Consider the following 16,146-nt stretch of genomic DNA (forward strand, 5'->3'; position numbering starts at 1 on the left):
GCCTTCAATAACTTCTTCGCCATCTTGAGGGTTCAGTTATGATCTCCAAACGCGTATTTTTGTCCAGTCTTGCATCGACCGCTGCGCTGGCGCTGGTCCCGGCGCGAGTTCGTGCTCAAGCCCCAGATGCCACACTCTTCACGAACGTGCGTGTTTATGACGGGATGTCCGATGAGTTGACCGAACTCACGAACGTTCTTGTCGAAGGGGAATTGATCAAGGATGTCTCGCCCGCTGTTGATGCCGCGCCAGAGGTACCGCGCATCGATGGAGATGGACGGACCTTGATGCCGGGGCTCCTCGACATGCATGTGCACCTGCAGTGGAACCAGGACCCTGCTGGCTTCCTGACAGCACGTCCAGATTACATTGCTGCATTGGCATTGAGTGAAAGTGAAGCCACCCTGATGCGTGGCTTTACCAGTGTCCGTGATACTGGTGGCGGCATTCTCGGTTTGGCGCGCGCCATAGACGAGGGCCTTCACCCCGGTCCGCGCATTCAGGCGTCAAACGCTGCGATTTCAATGACCGCCGGTCATGGCGACCTTCGGCCGCGATCCGTGCGTCCGAGAGCCTTCGGCGGGCCGCCGTTCACAGAAGCGGAGCGACTTGGGATCACACTTTTCGCAGACGGGGTACCTGAAGTTCTGGCGGCTGCACGCGAGCAGTTCCGGCAGGGTGCGCACTTCATCAAAGTCTTTTCAGGCGGCGCCGTGACTGGCCTCTACGACCCATTGGATATCAACGAGTATTCGCCGGCAGAACTCGAAGCGGCAGTAGAGGAGGCCAAACGTTGGAACACTTACGCGACCTCGCACGCATACATGGACACATCGGTTCGGGCCGCTATTGAGGCAGGTTACCAATGTATTGAACACTGCAACCTCATGACGCCTGAGTCGATGGAGTTGGCCGTGGAAAAAGGGGTCTGGCTTTCAACCCAGGTTGGCTTTTTTGCAGCAGACATTCCGGCAGGGTTCACGCCCGCCCAGGCAGAACGCCAAAAGATGGCGTTTGATGGTCTCGACGCCATGCTTCGATTAGCGCGAGAGTCCGGCGCTAAGATTGCACTCGGAACAGACTTTGTCGGATCGAGGCAAACGAAAGCAACGCAGTTGGAGGAATTGCAGCTCAGGACGCCATGGTTCAGCAACGCCGAGATTTTGCGGCAGGCAACAGGTCTGAATGGTCAGCTTTGGGACTTGACCGGCCCGCGTAATCCCTACCAGGCTGGTCCAGTCGGTGTCATCCAACCCGGAGCCTACGCAGATATTCTGCTCGTGGACGGAGACCCGATTGCCGACCTTACGGTCATGGCCTCTGCGGACAATTTCGATGTGATTATGAAGAACGGCAAAGCGCACAAGAACAATCTGGCCTGAGAGATTTGCCGAGGGTCAAGATAGACACTTGAACCGCCCCGGGTTTTCCGGAGGCTGATTACTCCGTTTCAGGCGACTTTATCGAACTCGTTACGCTGTTCATAGAACTTCTCCTCGGCTTCTGCTGGCGGGATGTTTCCGATGGTCTGCAGCAGGCGGCGGTTGTTGAACCAGTCGACCCATTTCAGGGTTTCCCATTCGACGGCATCGGCGGTCAGAGGTGGTTCGGTTCGTTTGAACAGTTTCGAGCCCGGCAGTCTCAAAGCCTCTGTTGTTAGCCAATGCATCAGGGCTTGTATCGTGCGTATCCAAAGTCCATATATACGTGGCTTACGTTTTTCTTTTTCGACCTGCTGTCTCCTCAATTCGGCGTTCAGTCCCTCGATTCAGACCGACCACGCCGAGTCGCTGCAATGATGCGGGCGACAAGCATTAGGAGACTTCCACCATGGCAAATGGCACAGTAAAATGGTTCAACTCAACCAAAGGTTTTGGCTTTATCGAGCCTGAAGATGGGAAGCGCGACGTGTTCGTGCATATTTCCGCACTTGAGCGTTCCGGCATTAGCGAATTGAAGGACGGCCAGAAGGTTACCTTCGACGTCGAAGCTGGCCGTGACGGACGCGAAAGCGCTTCCAACCTGGCACTCGCATAGCCTGCTACGGGCATCCTTCTGGGGTGCCCGTTTGTTCAGAGGGTTCCCAAGAGCCGTTGGAGAAAAAGTCAGTTGCAAAAGCAGGAATTGACCCGGGCGCTCGTTCAATACCGCGTACCCGATAACAAGCGTAGTGTTTTTGAACTGACAATTACTGTTATCCCTTTTTTCGCACTATGGGGCGCAGCGTGGTTTGCGCTTTCCCTTGGTGTCTGGGTCGCTATTCCACTGGCAATCCTTAACGCTGCATTTCTGGTGCGTCTCTTCATCATCATGCATGATTGTGGTCACGGATCATTTTTTAAAAACCGTACCGTTTGCAATTGGACAGGCCGGGTCTTGGGTGTTCTCGCCCTCACACCTTATGACGTCTGGCGGCAAAGCCACGCGATTCACCACGCCTCAACCGGCAACCTCGATCGGCGCGGGATGGGCGATATCCCTACGTTGACTGTAGAGGAATACCTGAAGCGCAAGCGGGCCGGTCGTGCCGCTTACAGGTTAATCCGGAACCCCTTCTTCCTGTTCTGTATCGTGCCTGTCTACACGTTCTTTCTGCAAAATCGCTTACCCTTTGGTTTCATGCGGTCAGGCTGGCTGTATTGGGCAAGCGCAATGGGAACAAACGCCGCGATTGCGGTGGTCCTGGCCCTGATTTTTTGGACCGGAGGCCTGGATGTGCTGGTTTATGTATTCCTGCCAACCATGATCGTCGCCGCCTCGATTGGTATTTGGCTTTTCTATATTCAACACCAGTTTGAACACACGACATGGGAACGGGAAGAAGAGTGGAACCTTCAGGACGCCGCATTCCATGGAAGTTCTCATTATGCCTTACCAGGCATCCTGCTTTGGTTCTCTGCAAATATTGGCGTTCACCATGTTCACCACCTTGCCAGCCGCATACCGTTTTATCGGCTAAACGAAGTTTTGCGGGACCATTCCGAGTTGGAAAATTGCCAACGTATTACTCTATATGAGAGCCTTCACTGTGCACGATTGCATCTTTGGGACGAAAAAAGCCAGCGCCTGCTGACATTTTCCGAGGCTTTGTCGAACGCCAATAACTACTCAGTGTAGTCTGGCGCGCACCAGATATGCCTCCACAGTGTCACCGCCTAGGGCGCGAATGGCCTCCAGTCGGTGAAGGCCTTCGATCAGCACGAACCTCTTGTTGTCCGCGCGTATCTGGATCGGGGTCCTCTGGCCGTTCTTCAGGATATCTTCGGCCAGCGTCAGAACTTTTTGTTGATCAAGCGTTTTTGCCCGTTTAACAGGTACATAAATCAGGTCGAGCGGATATGGTCGTTTCTCCAACATAAGCTACGTGACCAACCTTTCGTGCATGTGTTCCGATTTAGAGCTCACTTCAAAAGCGGGGGCTGGAACGTGCGTCATAGAACCGAACGAACAGCGTCGCGCAGTTCCTGATGCATAATCCAAGTTGCGGGCTCGTCGTCACTTTCGATGTGAGAAAATGCCAGAACCTGTGCGGCTCCATCATTCTGTGCCGATCCGGCTTCGGGAAGATCCAGCTCCAGATATTCCGCAATCAATAGCCCGATTTTCTTGAAGACCTTGATAGAGGCTTCGCGCGATTTGTAACCGGCCGCCTGAGACAAGTTACCAATGGTCAGACCGTCCTTGCCCGCGATTGTAAGTGCTTTCAGCAACCTGACCTGCGCAGGGGTGAGCCTGATCTGGCGCAATGCCTCGGCATATTCTCTTTCACTGGGAACGAGGGTTCCGGAGTTTCCCTCCAAACGGCGTTGACCGCTACGCTTCCTGTCTCGTTCTGCGAGAATTTCTTTCAAGGCTTCTATAGCCAATGCTGGTGTTTCTCCAACTGCATCGGCAATCATTGTCTGCGTTTTGGCCGGCGGTTTGGGAAATGCCCGTGCAACACTATCGCCGCTCAGAACGCCGGCCTTGATCAAGTACTTTCCAAACTCTTCCTCAATCACTCCTGATACGTCAGCGTTCCGCGACTTACGAACACTGCGGTCCTGAAATGCTCGTTGTTCCAGACCTCGAGCTGACATCTTTGAACCGGAAAGGGTAATTTGAGGGGTATTTTTGCGCATCAGAGAAACACCACTACAACTATCGCTGCGACAAACACCGCCGATGCAATAGATATCTTTATCCCATTGGACCGGCGACGCGCCTTTTCAGCCTTGATGCTCTTGCCCAGGTTTTCATCAATCGAGTCATTGTTCACGGCTTTGTCCTTCCTGATTTCTCATGCGGCATAGGTTTCCACCAACGCATTGTTATGGCACATTTTCCGTGCACGTATCGTTCTGTCTTGTGAATGGACGATTACATTCCCAACCGTCACCTCTTCGGTTCAAATGAGCGTTGGAAGGAACTTGAATCTTATCGCACCTGTTCCGGTTTGCGCGAAAACCACGTTCGCATTTCCATCCGGAAAAAGTCTCAGGGGCGAGATATGCATCCTGTGGAATTGCCACTGGCTCACAGCCGCTCTCCGCTGCCCTGTACCCTCTGAGGCATACCCACCCATCCGAGCTTCTTTTGTCGCTCAGACGACCGTTTTTTGGAACTTCTATTGCAACACATGTTTGGCTTTCCTTACGAAATCCCCAGTTGCAGTGTATTTCCTGTGCGCCAAACCGGGTTCCGACGTACCCATTTTGAGGCGCTATCAATTCTTCGCATCTTTCACCGACTTGTCGGAAGAGCCGATTGCACTCCCATCGATCTCCGGTCGATGCAAGATATGCGTTTTTAGGAACTTCTATTTCCTCACAAAAATCTCCAACACGCTTGAATCCATGGTTGCATACCCAACCTGGACCATAGGAACTGCCGGTCAAATGCGCATTTTCAGGTGCGTTTGCTCTTTGACACGATCCGTTCTTGTTTTCGAAGCCTTCGTCACAGACCGATCCATCAGCATTGCCTGCGACTTGGGCGGGAAGCTGCGTTCCGGAGAGCAACACCAAGAGTGTCGGGATCAAACAAAGAACGCGGCGCAAAAACACGATGAGTGACTGATTGAAACGGAGCCTGAGACCTGATCTATCCGGCATCGGGCACGCGATTTATAAGCCATGTTCTGTTCATACGGCGCCTTCATTGATGGGTAACGCGATAACTGGAGCATGTCAGGTGACAGTTGCGAATGCTTGCGAGGAACGAGCTCAACGCGAAGACCCCAGCGCGACCCGTTCCTATGCTGGGGCACATGCTACAGTTAGTCTGAAGGCCATTGGATCATCGAAGCCGGCAGCATCGCGACGACGAGTAATTTTCACCAATGCACGTTTGTGGTCCTTTGCCAGAATAGAGTCAAGGAAGTTTCCCTCGTCGCAACGCTAGTACTGCTAAGGCAGGTGTTTGTGAAACAAGCACGTGACCAAGTAGCCTGGTGAACCGCCGAAAGAAGTTACTTGGCATTAATCTGTTGTTGTAGGGATTTGGGGGCGGAGCAGCAGCGAATGGCAGCTTAAGTCCGCGTCTCTCTTGTCGAGCCTGAGTGCGGCGACAGAGCGGTACGTGATCAAGGTTTCCTCGTGGCTATGAATGACTGGCCTGACGTCATCAGCAGCAACGCATCGACATTCGTGCCGCTCCTGTGAACTGATGCTGCGCAAGCACTCGCGGCGCGAGCAAATGGTTGATCTGCTACGCTTCTCGGGAATTGCAAAGTCTAATTGCGAATGTCCGTTTTGGGCTGTCCGCGGTCCTTTGGAAAAAAATGCGGATGGCAGCGTTGTCCGCAATTCAGTCATTGAGCGTAGGTGAGCGAACGTCTGCCTTGAGCCCGAAGCGGACATTCGTAAAAAGATTTTGCAATTTCCGAGACTGGGTGTAGGTGCGTTTAAACTTCTACATGTATAAGATTGATTTTATAAATTAATATGCTGAAACTTCGCCCAAAGTTTGCATGCTACAGAGAACCCATCGAACAAACAGTCTCTCAGGCTTCTATACGGTGCCCAATTGCAGTTTACTCCCAATCACCAGCAGACGAGCGCCACGTTTTAGCGTCCGCGTCCCAAACACTGGCCGTAACGCAAGGCGTTGGGTTTATTCCGTCGCAATCGGATCCATGAATACCTGCCACAACAACGCGTTGGCGCCCAAAATCAACGACTGTCCAGCCTTGATTGAGCAAGGATTGCACCTCTTCACCAACCCAAAAATGCGACATGCATCCGCCAGTTCCGCAATAAAGAGATGCGGCGCTTGAACACGCGAAACCAGACTCATTCAGAACCCAGTCGCGTCGTAGATCTCCGTCGAGATCGACCCTCTCAACCGCACCCCAGTCTAAGTCAAACTGACCGTCGTTGAACTCCGCGCAGGCCTGTGCCGCCAGATCAACCTTCGCCTGCAAACCGGGCGGAAGTTGCGATACATCAGCCGCGACAGCTGGTGAGTTCCATACTAGACCAGAGACCAGCACAAACCTGGAAACTAAACCTTTCAATTGACGCACTATTTGGGAAGCTGTTTGGAAGGTGGCATCAATTGCACTGATCATATCTGTAGTCCCCGTATTCCAGCCAGTTTACCGAGCCTTCGCTAAAAATCAGAAACTCGGACCTGTCTTCCCCAAGCAGGGCGACGACAAATCCGGCGGGCGGCTCATAGTTTCCGAAGTAACTGTAGGCCGTCATGGCTCTGATCGACTCGCCGTTGACCGTTACTCTCGCGTCCCACTCCCCCTCTGGATTGTCCAGAATTACATATTCGATTTGGCGTTTTTTCGCTCCGCCACCACAATAGACGATGCCTTCGGGTGCTTCGTAGGAGGTCCCTTGGCTAGCATCTGAGTCGCAGGCGGAACGAAGGGACCGAATTGCTGCGCTGGAACCCTTCAAGTCAAAGATTCCGTAGCTGACATCTTGATCAATCATCGACAGATTAACCGATGCATTGGCCGCAAGCTGGTCCAGTACAAAACCATAGTCCTCTTGACTATTGAAACTGACCTCGACGGGATAGTTGTCGACGATCTGCACGGCAGCGTTTTCTGCGCCGACCTGAAATGCTCCAACTTCGGTGGTGCCGTTCTTCAAGAAACGAATGGAGAGCCCCTGCTTTTCCACGATGTCCTGGCTATCCTCATATCCAGCCGGAGCAAAGCGGATACGATTACACTGAAGTTCCAGCGTCATGTTTCCGGTCTGAATAAAAGCATTGGGGTTAGGCCCGGAGTTGAACGACCACTCCGCTGATGCTGTGGTCGCTCCTGCCATCATCATCGTTCCAAAGTAAATCGTTTTGAAACTCATCATCTCTCTCCATGATGTTGTGGTTCGTGCTGTCATTCAGCCAGAGTTGCCGGCCCGTTACCCAGGCAACCAGGTTAGGAAACAGGTGCGCCGTATTCGTTTGCGCCTTCTTGGGAAGGTCGCGTCAGCCACCAGATCATCAGGATGGACAGAACCAATTGAAGAATTGAGACAACAACAATACCGGTCACGCCCAGGACGGCCGCAGGTCCTCGCAATGCATCGGGGTTTTCCGTCCCTTGCTCCAATACCGAAAAGAACGCCACCCCACCCAGCATAACAAAGAGCGTTGTAATGCTGAGCGCCATCGGCAGCAGCAAATACCAGCCAGGTCGTCCTGTATCATGCAGCCTTCGCCAACCGGCGGCCAGCATAGGTATGAGAACAGCCAGTTGGAAAACAGAGGACAGGACCCGAGATCCCTGGCCTGTTTCGGGGTTGGTCCCGAATATGATCGTATCCAGCACAGCTAAAGCGGCACTCACGAGAACCACAAACAAGAAGAACCACCAGTATTCTGAGCGTATAGCCCGACCGGAGAACTGGAAGTATTTCGAGAAACACGTCTTAACGGCTTCACCAAATCCCATCTTTCAATCCCTTCATTGTTTTTGTGCGGCCTCAAATCGCTTCGCCGCTCAGGGGAACACACTCTTAGCTCCCAGTTACTTTTTTGTTTGAACGCAGAGGCCTATCGTACGAGAGCGTAGAGAAATTTACGCGCGAAAAAAATATTGATTTATTAAAAATTAGATTCAAACATGCGAATTCGACACAACTATATTTTACCTCCGTTGTTGTCGGCCCCGGCAATCAACTCGATATCGTTCCCCCGACCAATCCGTTGGCGACAAATCTTTGAGATAGGTAAGCACCGGATCGAGCTGTGCTCAATTGGCTGAGTAGAAGCGGACGCTTCAAAAAGGAGCATCCAATTTCACTAGATTCGATGGACCCTGATGGAGAAGAAAATGACCAAAAAGACAGTGATGATTGCAGGCACAACTTTGTTTGCATTGCTTGCGGCATGTGACGAAACGAGTACGTCTAGCGCGTCCGCCGAACTCACACCCGCTCAGCAGGCGTGTTTGCGAGATGTAGCCAAAACAACGAACAATTCGCAAGTCGTTGTGCTCTCATCCGCGTTTAGCGAAGCTGGAACACAAGTCACTGTCGGTGTTGGTGAGGACCGTGCTCCTTGGAATTGCATTGCTTACAGTGATGGCGCGACAGCTGGTATCGAGTTCCTAGGCGACGAAGGCGCACTGTAATCTGGTCGCTGTGTATCTCGAAAGCACCAGTCGTGATCAAATTTGAGTACCGGTAAGCTCAGACATTCAAACCTCGTAATAGGATTGGGTTTTAACATGCTCAATCATGCTAAGGTTGTAGAAAATGCCCGTAACCAACTCGGTTGTAATTGCGATCATTTGCACTTTTTTGGCTATTGTATCAGTCCCAAAATACAGCATGGCCCAAACTTGGGACATCGCATCCCAGCACTCTGTCAGTGGCGTAACGGTGTATGATACCGATGAGCTGTTAACGTTTGCCGGTCAGTTGGCCTTTGACCGGTCGGGGCGCATCACAGCGGCGGATGTCGCATCAACGATTACGCAGATCTACCGAGAAGACGGTTACTTCTTGGCTGAGGCCTGGCCTGGACCCGATGGGCAGAGCATAGTTGTGGATGAAGGACGCATTCAAACCATCGAAATTGAAGGGGTAGATACGCGCACGTTCCAAACCTTGGAAAAGATCTTTCGCCCACTCACCACCGCATACCCGATAACTCTCAAACAATTTGAGCGGGCAGTTATGCTCGCCGAGGACATACCCGACTTGGACGTGTCGACCGAACTTGATTACCCAGATCAGGCTGGTGCTCGGCTGAGAGTATTGGGAGAGCCACTGCGAAAACAAGCCGGTAGTGCGACACTCGACAACCCTCCGCGTGAGCTGGGAGAAGCGCTCAGCTTCTATGTCGTGCAAGAGTTTTATTCGACGCTGACTGTCGGGGATTTGCTGCGATTTGAGGGGTCTGGCAACTACAATTGGGACAAAGACGACGAACACTCTTTGTGGGGCGCTGTTACCTATCGCACGCCGCTAAACAGCGATGGTCTATACGGTGAGGTTTTCTACGGAAACATAAATGCAAAACGTGACCTCTCGGGGGAGTTTGCAAGAACAGATGTTGATGGCGAGAACTTCACCGTCGCGTTGGGCTACCCCGTGATCCGCGATGTGGCCCGTTATGGATATCTTCTGCTGGATTATCGCCTTTCCGAGGCGGACTCAGTCAGTGGCGGCGTGCCATTATCCAGTGACGCAGGTGTCGTCGGCCTAACGTATCTCTATGGGCAAAACTATCCAAAAGGGCAAACTCTGGAGGCTGGGTTAACTTTATCGTTTGGCAACAATAATACGACGGACGCGAATTTTGACGACGGCGACTCCTCGTTCTGGCATCTACGGGGCGGCATTGGATACGAAAGCCCGCTAACGAGCTTGTCGCCCAACACAGCTTGGCGCACTGAGATCTGGGGCCAGTTCACAACCGACCGGCTGCCCTCGGTAGAGGAGTACTTCCTTGGTGATCGTTATGCTTTGCGCGGATATCGTTTTGACGAGGTAGATGGTGATTCCGGGATCTCCGCGATTTTCGAAGTGTCTCATTCCTACTTCCCTAGGTCCCAGAGCATACATCGCTTAACACCCTTTGCTTTTTTCGACGTGGGGTACATCTCGAACAATGACCCTGCGAGTTTTGAAGTTGAAAGTGCTACACTGGCATCGACAGGTCTGGGTTTGGACATTGAGTTTAAGCAAAACCTATTCTTGTCCGGATATGTCGGTGTTCCTTTGAGGGACGGTCCTTTGACCGACTCTGGCGATCCTGGCGCGTATCTTGCTCTGACAACAAGTTGGTGAGGATGTTATGAAACGGAACCGCATTGCTTTACTTTCCGCAGCTTGTTTGATTGCTGGACTGGCCGCTACTCAGGTCTTTGCCCGCGGAAATCACTACGGGTGGTGTCGAGGTGTAGGGAACCCACACCAGTCGAGCCAAGGATGCGGGCAGACCGGTGGGCAAGGGCCAGGCAATCAAATTACCGGCCCAACGCAGCCGGTGGCAAATCAGTTGCCACCTCGAGGAACGCCGCAAACGCCGACGTCCGTTACAGTGCCGGTCCTTGCACCGGGCGCGGTCCCGAACGCAATTCCCGGTCGGGTTCCTATCGCAACTCCGATAGCTGTGCCCGGTCAAGTTCCAACACCCGTCGTAGCGCCGACCCTAGCTCCTCCATTGGTGCCAAACCCGACGCCAAACCGGGTTCCGACAGCCGTTCCCAATCAGGTTCCGCCGTTAGCTACCGGACCGACTGCCGTGCCGCCGCAAGTTCCGACTGCGACTCCCAATCAAGTTCCGATAGCTGTCCCAGGCCAGGTTCCGCCTCAACCCAATGTGCCGCCCCTGGTGCCAACAGCAACACCCAACCAAATACCAGTCGCTGTTCCTGGCCAGGTTCCGCCTCAACCTAACGGTCAAACTGCTGTGCCACCGCTCGTCCCAACCGCGACTCCCAATCAGGTTCCCACAGCAGTTCCTGGTCAAGTTCCACAGTTGACACCAAAACCTACGGCAACTCATGTGGCCGTCCCAGGACATCCGAAACCACAAGGCGTCGTGACAGTTATGCGCCCAAAGCCAAGGCCGACAACCGGTACTGTCCAGCCAACTGGCACAACACAAGTGACCCACCATTTGACCCACCAAAGCAATTCAAAGAAACACGATCATGTCGCAGCAACACCTGGACGGCATGACCCGCACGACTTACCCAGGTTCCGCAACGCAGCGACCAAGGAAAACTGGGAATGCGTTGCCAGCGGATTTGGACAGCGCCGTTACGATGCAGGGCGCGGTGTGTTGCTGAACAACGGAGCGTTGCGGCACCTCGGAAACGTGGACGCTATGGCACGAGATGTCCCTGCACGGCATCCAAAACACTCTGGATGCATTATTTCGGTTAAACGAAAGCAGCGCTGAAGCTCACTTGGTGGGTTTTGCTCGGACAATGAGATTAATCGACCAAAAGTTCCTCAATTGTCATCTGGATAATTGGATTTCGTATTGCCTTATTCCCTGGCGATTACGTTGGCCGACGTAGCCCGACAATTCTCCACACCTAAATTTACTTCAAATAGGCCAACAATCTATACTGCCGCACTTCTACGAAGGGTCTTGTCAGAAGAACTTGTCTTGAGGCAGGCAGGACGGTTGCGTAGCTTTTGCCCATGACCAAACCTGCCTCTTTCAAGTACTTCAAAACCAGTCCCGAGGTCATCCGCCTTGCGGTGATGCTGTACATCCGTTTCCCGCTCTCGCTTCGAAATGTCGAAGATCTGTTGCACGAGCGAGGCATCGACGTGAGCCACGAAACCGTCCGATATTGGTGGAACAGGTTTGGTCCAGTGTTTGCAGCTGAGATCCGACGGAAGCGTGTGCAGCAGCTGCGCGCGTTCTCGAAATGGAAGTGGCACGTGGACGAGGTTTTCGTAAAGGTGAATGGCAAGCGACATTATCTGTGGCGTGCAGTAGATCACGAAGGTGAAGTGCTGGAAGCAGTTGTCACCCAGCGCCGAAACAAGGCTGCAGCACTAAAATTCCTCAGGAAATTGATGAAACGGCACGGTTGCGCCAAGGAGGTCGTCACAGATCGCTTCGCTTCCTACAAGGCTGCGCTCAGAGAAATAGGCGCGTTCGAAAAACAATAGACGGGCAGGTGGCTCAACAACCGCGCCGAGAATTCACACCTGCCGTTTCGACGACGCGAACGCGCGATGCAGCGTTTCAGGCGCATGCGAAGTCTACAGAAATTCGCCTCCGTCCATTCCTCCGTCTACAATCACTTCAACCAGGAAAGATCGCTAACCATGGGGTTTCTTGTTACATACCGAAGCGGGCCTAACGAGTTCCATGCAACTTGTTGGCCGCCTCTCAGAACAATTATCTTTGACATGAATTATGATTCATGTTTCATTTTCGACGGAGGAAAACGGGAGGAGCCTTTATGTTGCGCATGCTCGCACTAACCGCTGTCGGCGCGTTGATTTCGTCTACGGCGATTGCGGAAATAAGAGTTGCCCATGTCTACGGCAAAACTGGACCTTTTGAGGCCTATGCAGCCCAGTCCCACAATGGTCTGAAGCTGGGGTTGGAATACGCCACGGATGGCACGATGGAGATCAATGGGGAGAAGATCGTCATCATCGAGAAAGACACACAGTTGAAGCCGGACATTGGCCGTGCGCAACTGGAAGAGGCTTACGGCGACGATGACGCCCATATCGCGGTTGGCCCGGTCAGTTCTGGTGTTGCTTTGGCGATGCTGCCCGTTGCCGAGGAATACGAGCGTGTATTGATCGTAGAGCCCGCGGTGGCGGACTCGATCACTGGTGAAAACTGGAACCCATATATCTTCCGTACTGGCCGCAACTCCTCTCAGGATGCGATTGCGAACGCTGTTGCTCTGGGCGGTGAGAACGTCACGGTTGCAACTCTGGCGCAGGACTACGCGTTTGGTCGCGACGGCGTGGCGGCTTTCAAGGAAGCTTTGGAAGGAACAGGTGCGACACTGGCACATGAGGAATATGTGCCGACCGACACAACGGATTTCACCGCAGCCGCAGAACGCATTTTCAATGCGATGGCTGATATCGAAGGCGAAAAGAAGTTGTTCATCATCTGGGCCGGTGGCGGCAATCCGATGAGCAAGATCAACGCGATGGAGCCTGGCCGGTTTGGGGTCGAGATCGCCACAGGCGGAAACATCCTAGCGGCTCTTAAGGCGTACAAAGAGCTGCCTGGAATGGAAGGCGCCACCTACTACTACTATGAGATCCCCAAGAACCCGGTGAACGACTGGCTTGTGAAAACGCATTTTGAGCGTTTCGACAGCCCGCCGGATTTCTTTACAGCCGGCGGCATGGCGGCAGGAATCGCCATTGTTGAAGCGATCAAAAAGGCTGGAGGCGCTGAAGACACCGAAGCGTTGATTGCTGCGATGAAGGGGCTAACTTGGGAAACTCCCAAAGGCACGATGATGTTCCGCCCAGAAGATCATCAGGCAATGCAGACCATGTACCATTTCCGCACCGAAATTCAGGACGGCAAGGACTATGGTGTGCCGGTGCTGGTCCGTGAGATCGGCATGGACGAGATGGAAATTCCCGTTCGCAATCAATAAGCTGCGGCCTCAGTTTGTCGCATGAAGCCGGGGCGGTTTGTCTTTTGCCGCCCCGGGGACATTAGGACTTCATCCAATGACCCAGATACTTTTGGAAACTGACGCACTCACTGTGCGGTTTGGTGGGCATGTGGCCGTCGATACGGTGACCTGCCGATTTCCAGCCGGAGAGCTGACGGCAATTGTCGGACCCAACGGCGCAGGGAAGACGACCTACTTTAACCTGATCTCAGGTCAGATTGCGGCGACCGCGGGAACAGTGACCTTGAATGGTCAGGACATCACCCGCCTCGGTGTCGCCGAACGCTGCCGTCGAGGCCTGGGACGTGCGTTTCAGTTGACCAACCTGTTCCCCGACCTTTCCGTTCTTGAAAACCTTCGACTGGTGATCCAGTCGCGTAAACACAAAGGCTTTGGGCTATTCTCGATGGCAGACAGCCACACCGAACTGACTGCGGAAGCCAGCGGCATTCTGGAGCGGGTTCGCCTCGATACGCAGAAAAACCAACTGGTGTCCGAACTGTCGCATGGCGATCAGAGAAAGCTGGAGGTGGCCATGCTTATTGGCCTCGACCCGCTGGTATACATGTTCGACGAACCAACAGCAGGCATGAGCGTGGATGAGGCTCCGGTGATCCTGGACCTGATTGCAGAGATCAAGGCCGATACCAGCAGAACAGTGCTGCTTGTCGAACACAAGCTCGACGTGATCCGAACTCTGGCTGACCGCATTATCGTTTTGCACAATGGCGCGTTGGCCGCTGACGGTCCACCAGCCGAAGTCATGGCCTCGGCCGTAGTGCAAGAGGCTTACATGGGTAAGGAAATGGATCATGTCTGACCCAATCCTGACGCTGAAAGGTGTCTATACCGACATCGCGCAATACCACATTCTGCAAGGTGTCGACTTTGAGGTGCCCCGTGGCGAGGTGACAATGCTTCTCGGCCGCAACGGCGTAGGCAAGACCACGACGCTGAAGACTATCATGGGGCAATGGACCGCAAAGTCGGGCGAGATACTCTATGACGGCCAAGACCTGAAGCGCCTGCCGGTCTCTGCCCGCGCCCGCGCCGGCATTGGCTTCGTGCCCGAGGACATGGGTATCTTCAGCGATCTAACGGTCGAAGAAAACATGGTTTTGGGTGCGAGCTCCGGTCCGCTTGACCTGAAACGGAAGGAGTGGCTGTTGGGCGCGTTTCCGGCACTGGGCAACTTCTGGAACAGCGAAGCGGGAAACCTGTCGGGGGGTCAAAAACAGATGCTCTCCATTGCCCGTGCTATGGCCGAAGACCGCGAACTGTATCTGATCGATGAGCCCACCAAGGGACTGGCGCCAGCCATCATTGCGACCATGGCCAACGCTCTGCGCGAACTAAAGGCACAGGGCCGCTCGATCCTTCTGGTGGAACAGAATTTTTCAGTCGCCAAAGCCCTCGGGGACAGCGCGGTTGTCATGGATGACGGGCGCGTAATCTGGACCGGGGCCATGGCGGAACTTGCAAGCAATAAAGACCTTCAGGAAAACCTGATGGGTCTAAGCATGGAGGCGCACTGAATGACCGCCGCTCCTGATCACAGGCCAACCTTCGCGGACGTGTCGCTGGGTGAGCGTCTGGACAAGGCGATGCCGTTTCTATTGATCCCGATCCTCGTGGTGCTTGGGTTCTTTGCGATCGGCGCTCCATCATCCTGGCTGACTTTGACCGTGTCGGGCCTCGCCATGGGGATGATGATTTTCATCATGGCATCCGGGCTTACGCTGGTGTTTGGCCTGATGGATGTCATCAACTTTGGCCACGGTGCATTTGTGTCCGTCGGGGCCTTCGTCGGGATCTCGGTCCTGATCGCGCTTGGCGACTGGACCGGAGCGACCTCACTGCTGCTCAACATGTCGGCAGTTTTTCTTGCGGTTGTGGCTGCCATGACTGTGACTGGTGCGTTGGGCTGGGTGTTCGAACGGGTGATCGTCAAACCCGTCTACGGCGCACACCTAAAGCAGATCCTTGTTACCGTTGGCGGCCTGATCGTGATCGAACAGTTGATCCATGTGATCTGGGGCCCGGATGAGATCTTTATCAACCGCCCCGAAATGCTGAAAGGCGCGATCACCTTTGCAGGCGCCGCGATGGAAAAATATCGCCTTCTCGCCGTGGGGATCGGAGCTGTTCTGTTCATTGCCATGCGCATGATCCTGCGCCGTACCAAGATCGGATTGATCGTTCGGGCAGGCGTCGAAAACGGCCCGATGGTCGAAGCGTTGGGATACCGACTGCGCGTGGTTTTCGTCGGCGTTTTCATCGCCGGATCAGCGCTTGCTGGCTTGGGCGGTGTGATGTGGGGCCTTTATCAAGAGGTTATCACTGCCGGCATGGGCGAACGCATGATGGTCCTTGTTTTCATCGTGGCAATTATCGGTGGTCTTGGCTCGGTCGAGGGCGCTTTCATTGGCGCGCTCCTGGTCGGGCTTTTGCAGAACTACGTGGCATTCCTCGAACCCAAACTGGCGCTTGTGTCCAACATCGCGCTGATGACTGCAATCTTGATGTGGCGGCCACAAGGCATGCTGCCTGTAGTGAAGGCCAAGTGA

15 protein-coding genes and 2 pseudogenes are annotated in these 16,146 nt (G+C 53.8%); 10 read left to right on the top strand and 7 right to left on the bottom strand.

What is annotated here, in order from left to right:
• Positions 1-38: 38 nt before the first annotated feature.
• The gene (locus GOW72_RS10225; protein WP_170366791.1) at positions 39-1,382 is read left to right on the top strand and encodes a metal-dependent hydrolase family protein; all 1,344 of its coding nucleotides are present in this window, start codon (positions 39-41) and stop codon (positions 1,380-1,382) included.
• Positions 1,383-1,450: 68 nt separating this feature from the next.
• On the opposite strand, the pseudogene GOW72_RS10230 reads toward GOW72_RS10225, so the two are convergent.
• Positions 1,451-1,591, bottom strand: a pseudogene (locus GOW72_RS10230) (IS3 family transposase); the annotation flags it as partial.
• A gap of 239 nt (positions 1,592-1,830) precedes the next feature.
• Between GOW72_RS10230 and GOW72_RS10235 the strand changes: the two are divergent.
• Both GOW72_RS10235 and GOW72_RS10240 read left to right on the top strand, forming a co-directional pair.
• Entirely contained in the window at positions 1,831-2,037 is a 207-nt protein-coding gene (locus tag GOW72_RS10235; RefSeq protein ID WP_170357379.1) for a cold-shock protein, read from the top strand.
• Positions 2,038-2,109: 72 nt separating this feature from the next.
• Entirely contained in the window at positions 2,110-3,117 is a 1,008-nt protein-coding gene (locus tag GOW72_RS10240) for a fatty acid desaturase (RefSeq protein WP_170357378.1), read from the top strand.
• On the opposite strand, the gene GOW72_RS10245 is transcribed toward GOW72_RS10240, so the two are convergent.
• From GOW72_RS10245 to GOW72_RS10270, 6 genes are all read right to left on the bottom strand, one after another.
• On the bottom strand, positions 3,109-3,357 hold the full coding sequence (locus tag GOW72_RS10245) for a ParB N-terminal domain-containing protein (protein WP_170363837.1): 249 nt from the start codon (positions 3,355-3,357) through the stop codon (positions 3,109-3,111). The two genes, GOW72_RS10240 and GOW72_RS10245, sit on opposite strands and share 9 nt — an antisense overlap.
• Before the next feature lie 74 nt (positions 3,358-3,431).
• Positions 3,432-4,121, bottom strand: a complete 690-nt coding sequence (locus GOW72_RS10250; protein ID WP_170363836.1) for a hypothetical protein — start codon at positions 4,119-4,121, stop codon at positions 3,432-3,434.
• Positions 4,121-4,258, bottom strand: coding sequence for a hypothetical protein (locus tag GOW72_RS10255; protein WP_170337404.1), 138 nt, complete (start codon positions 4,256-4,258; stop codon positions 4,121-4,123). Before GOW72_RS10255 ends, GOW72_RS10250 begins: the two co-directional genes overlap by 1 nt.
• A gap of 1,755 nt (positions 4,259-6,013) precedes the next feature.
• Positions 6,014-6,550: a hypothetical protein gene (locus tag GOW72_RS10260; RefSeq protein ID WP_170343553.1), complete on the bottom strand. Its 537-nt coding sequence runs from the start codon at positions 6,548-6,550 to the stop codon at positions 6,014-6,016.
• On the bottom strand, positions 6,534-7,304 hold the full coding sequence (locus GOW72_RS10265; RefSeq protein WP_170366792.1) for a hypothetical protein: 771 nt from the start codon (positions 7,302-7,304) through the stop codon (positions 6,534-6,536). The genes GOW72_RS10260 and GOW72_RS10265 overlap by 17 nt, the downstream gene beginning before the upstream one ends.
• A gap of 74 nt (positions 7,305-7,378) precedes the next feature.
• Positions 7,379-7,894: a DUF805 domain-containing protein gene (locus GOW72_RS10270; protein ID WP_170366793.1), complete on the bottom strand. Its 516-nt coding sequence runs from the start codon at positions 7,892-7,894 to the stop codon at positions 7,379-7,381.
• A 381-nt stretch (positions 7,895-8,275) separates the two neighbouring features.
• On the opposite strand from GOW72_RS10270, the gene GOW72_RS10275 reads away from it, so the two are divergent.
• The 7 genes and pseudogenes from GOW72_RS10275 to GOW72_RS10305 all read left to right on the top strand — a co-directional run bounded on the left by GOW72_RS10275 (position 8,276) and on the right by GOW72_RS10305 (position 16,146).
• On the top strand, positions 8,276-8,575 hold the full coding sequence (locus GOW72_RS10275; RefSeq protein WP_170343556.1) for a hypothetical protein: 300 nt from the start codon (positions 8,276-8,278) through the stop codon (positions 8,573-8,575).
• Between the two features lie 124 nt (positions 8,576-8,699).
• Entirely contained in the window at positions 8,700-10,238 is a 1,539-nt protein-coding gene (locus GOW72_RS10280) for a ShlB/FhaC/HecB family hemolysin secretion/activation protein (protein ID WP_170366794.1), read from the top strand.
• Between the two features lie 1,368 nt (positions 10,239-11,606).
• Positions 11,607-12,242 (top strand): annotated as a pseudogene (locus tag GOW72_RS10285) (IS6 family transposase); the annotation flags it as partial.
• Positions 12,243-12,382: 140 nt separating this feature from the next.
• Positions 12,383-13,558, top strand: a complete 1,176-nt coding sequence (locus GOW72_RS10290) for a substrate-binding domain-containing protein (protein WP_170363887.1) — start codon at positions 12,383-12,385, stop codon at positions 13,556-13,558.
• A 76-nt stretch (positions 13,559-13,634) separates the two neighbouring features.
• Entirely contained in the window at positions 13,635-14,399 is a 765-nt protein-coding gene (locus GOW72_RS10295) for an ABC transporter ATP-binding protein (RefSeq protein ID WP_170363832.1), read from the top strand.
• Positions 14,392-15,114 (top strand): ABC transporter ATP-binding protein, encoded by a 723-nt coding sequence (locus tag GOW72_RS10300; RefSeq protein ID WP_170366795.1) that lies wholly within the window; start codon positions 14,392-14,394, stop codon positions 15,112-15,114. Before GOW72_RS10295 ends, GOW72_RS10300 begins: the two co-directional genes overlap by 8 nt.
• Positions 15,115-16,146 (top strand): branched-chain amino acid ABC transporter permease, encoded by a 1,032-nt coding sequence (locus tag GOW72_RS10305; protein WP_170363830.1) that lies wholly within the window; start codon positions 15,115-15,117, stop codon positions 16,144-16,146. It abuts the gene before it with no gap.

Origin of the sequence: Ruegeria arenilitoris, from assembly GCF_013032855.1 — a bacterium.
GTDB lineage: Bacteria > Pseudomonadota > Alphaproteobacteria > Rhodobacterales > Rhodobacteraceae > Ruegeria > Ruegeria arenilitoris.

Bases quoted from the DNA above. Each gene is read 5' to 3' on its own strand.
- GOW72_RS10245 (WP_170363837.1), bottom strand. From the start codon at position 3,357: ATGTTGGAGAAACGACCATATCCGCTCGACCTGATTTATGTACCTGTT.
- GOW72_RS10295 (WP_170363832.1), top strand. From the start codon at position 13,635: ATGACCCAGATACTTTTGGAAACTGACGCACTCACTGTGCGGTTTGGT.
- GOW72_RS10250 (WP_170363836.1), bottom strand. From the start codon at position 4,121: ATGCGCAAAAATACCCCTCAAATTACCCTTTCCGGTTCAAAGATGTCA.
- GOW72_RS10300 (WP_170366795.1), top strand. From the start codon at position 14,392: ATGTCTGACCCAATCCTGACGCTGAAAGGTGTCTATACCGACATCGCG.
- GOW72_RS10235 (WP_170357379.1), top strand. From the start codon at position 1,831: ATGGCAAATGGCACAGTAAAATGGTTCAACTCAACCAAAGGTTTTGGC.
- GOW72_RS10305 (WP_170363830.1), top strand. From the start codon at position 15,115: ATGACCGCCGCTCCTGATCACAGGCCAACCTTCGCGGACGTGTCGCTG.
- GOW72_RS10280 (WP_170366794.1), top strand. From the start codon at position 8,700: ATGCCCGTAACCAACTCGGTTGTAATTGCGATCATTTGCACTTTTTTG.
- GOW72_RS10260 (WP_170343553.1), bottom strand. From the start codon at position 6,550: ATGATCAGTGCAATTGATGCCACCTTCCAAACAGCTTCCCAAATAGTG.
- GOW72_RS10290 (WP_170363887.1), top strand. From the start codon at position 12,383: ATGTTGCGCATGCTCGCACTAACCGCTGTCGGCGCGTTGATTTCGTCT.
- GOW72_RS10270 (WP_170366793.1), bottom strand. From the start codon at position 7,894: ATGGGATTTGGTGAAGCCGTTAAGACGTGTTTCTCGAAATACTTCCAG.
- GOW72_RS10275 (WP_170343556.1), top strand. From the start codon at position 8,276: ATGACCAAAAAGACAGTGATGATTGCAGGCACAACTTTGTTTGCATTG.
- GOW72_RS10265 (WP_170366792.1), bottom strand. From the start codon at position 7,304: ATGAGTTTCAAAACGATTTACTTTGGAACGATGATGATGGCAGGAGCG.
- GOW72_RS10225 (WP_170366791.1), top strand. From the start codon at position 39: ATGATCTCCAAACGCGTATTTTTGTCCAGTCTTGCATCGACCGCTGCG.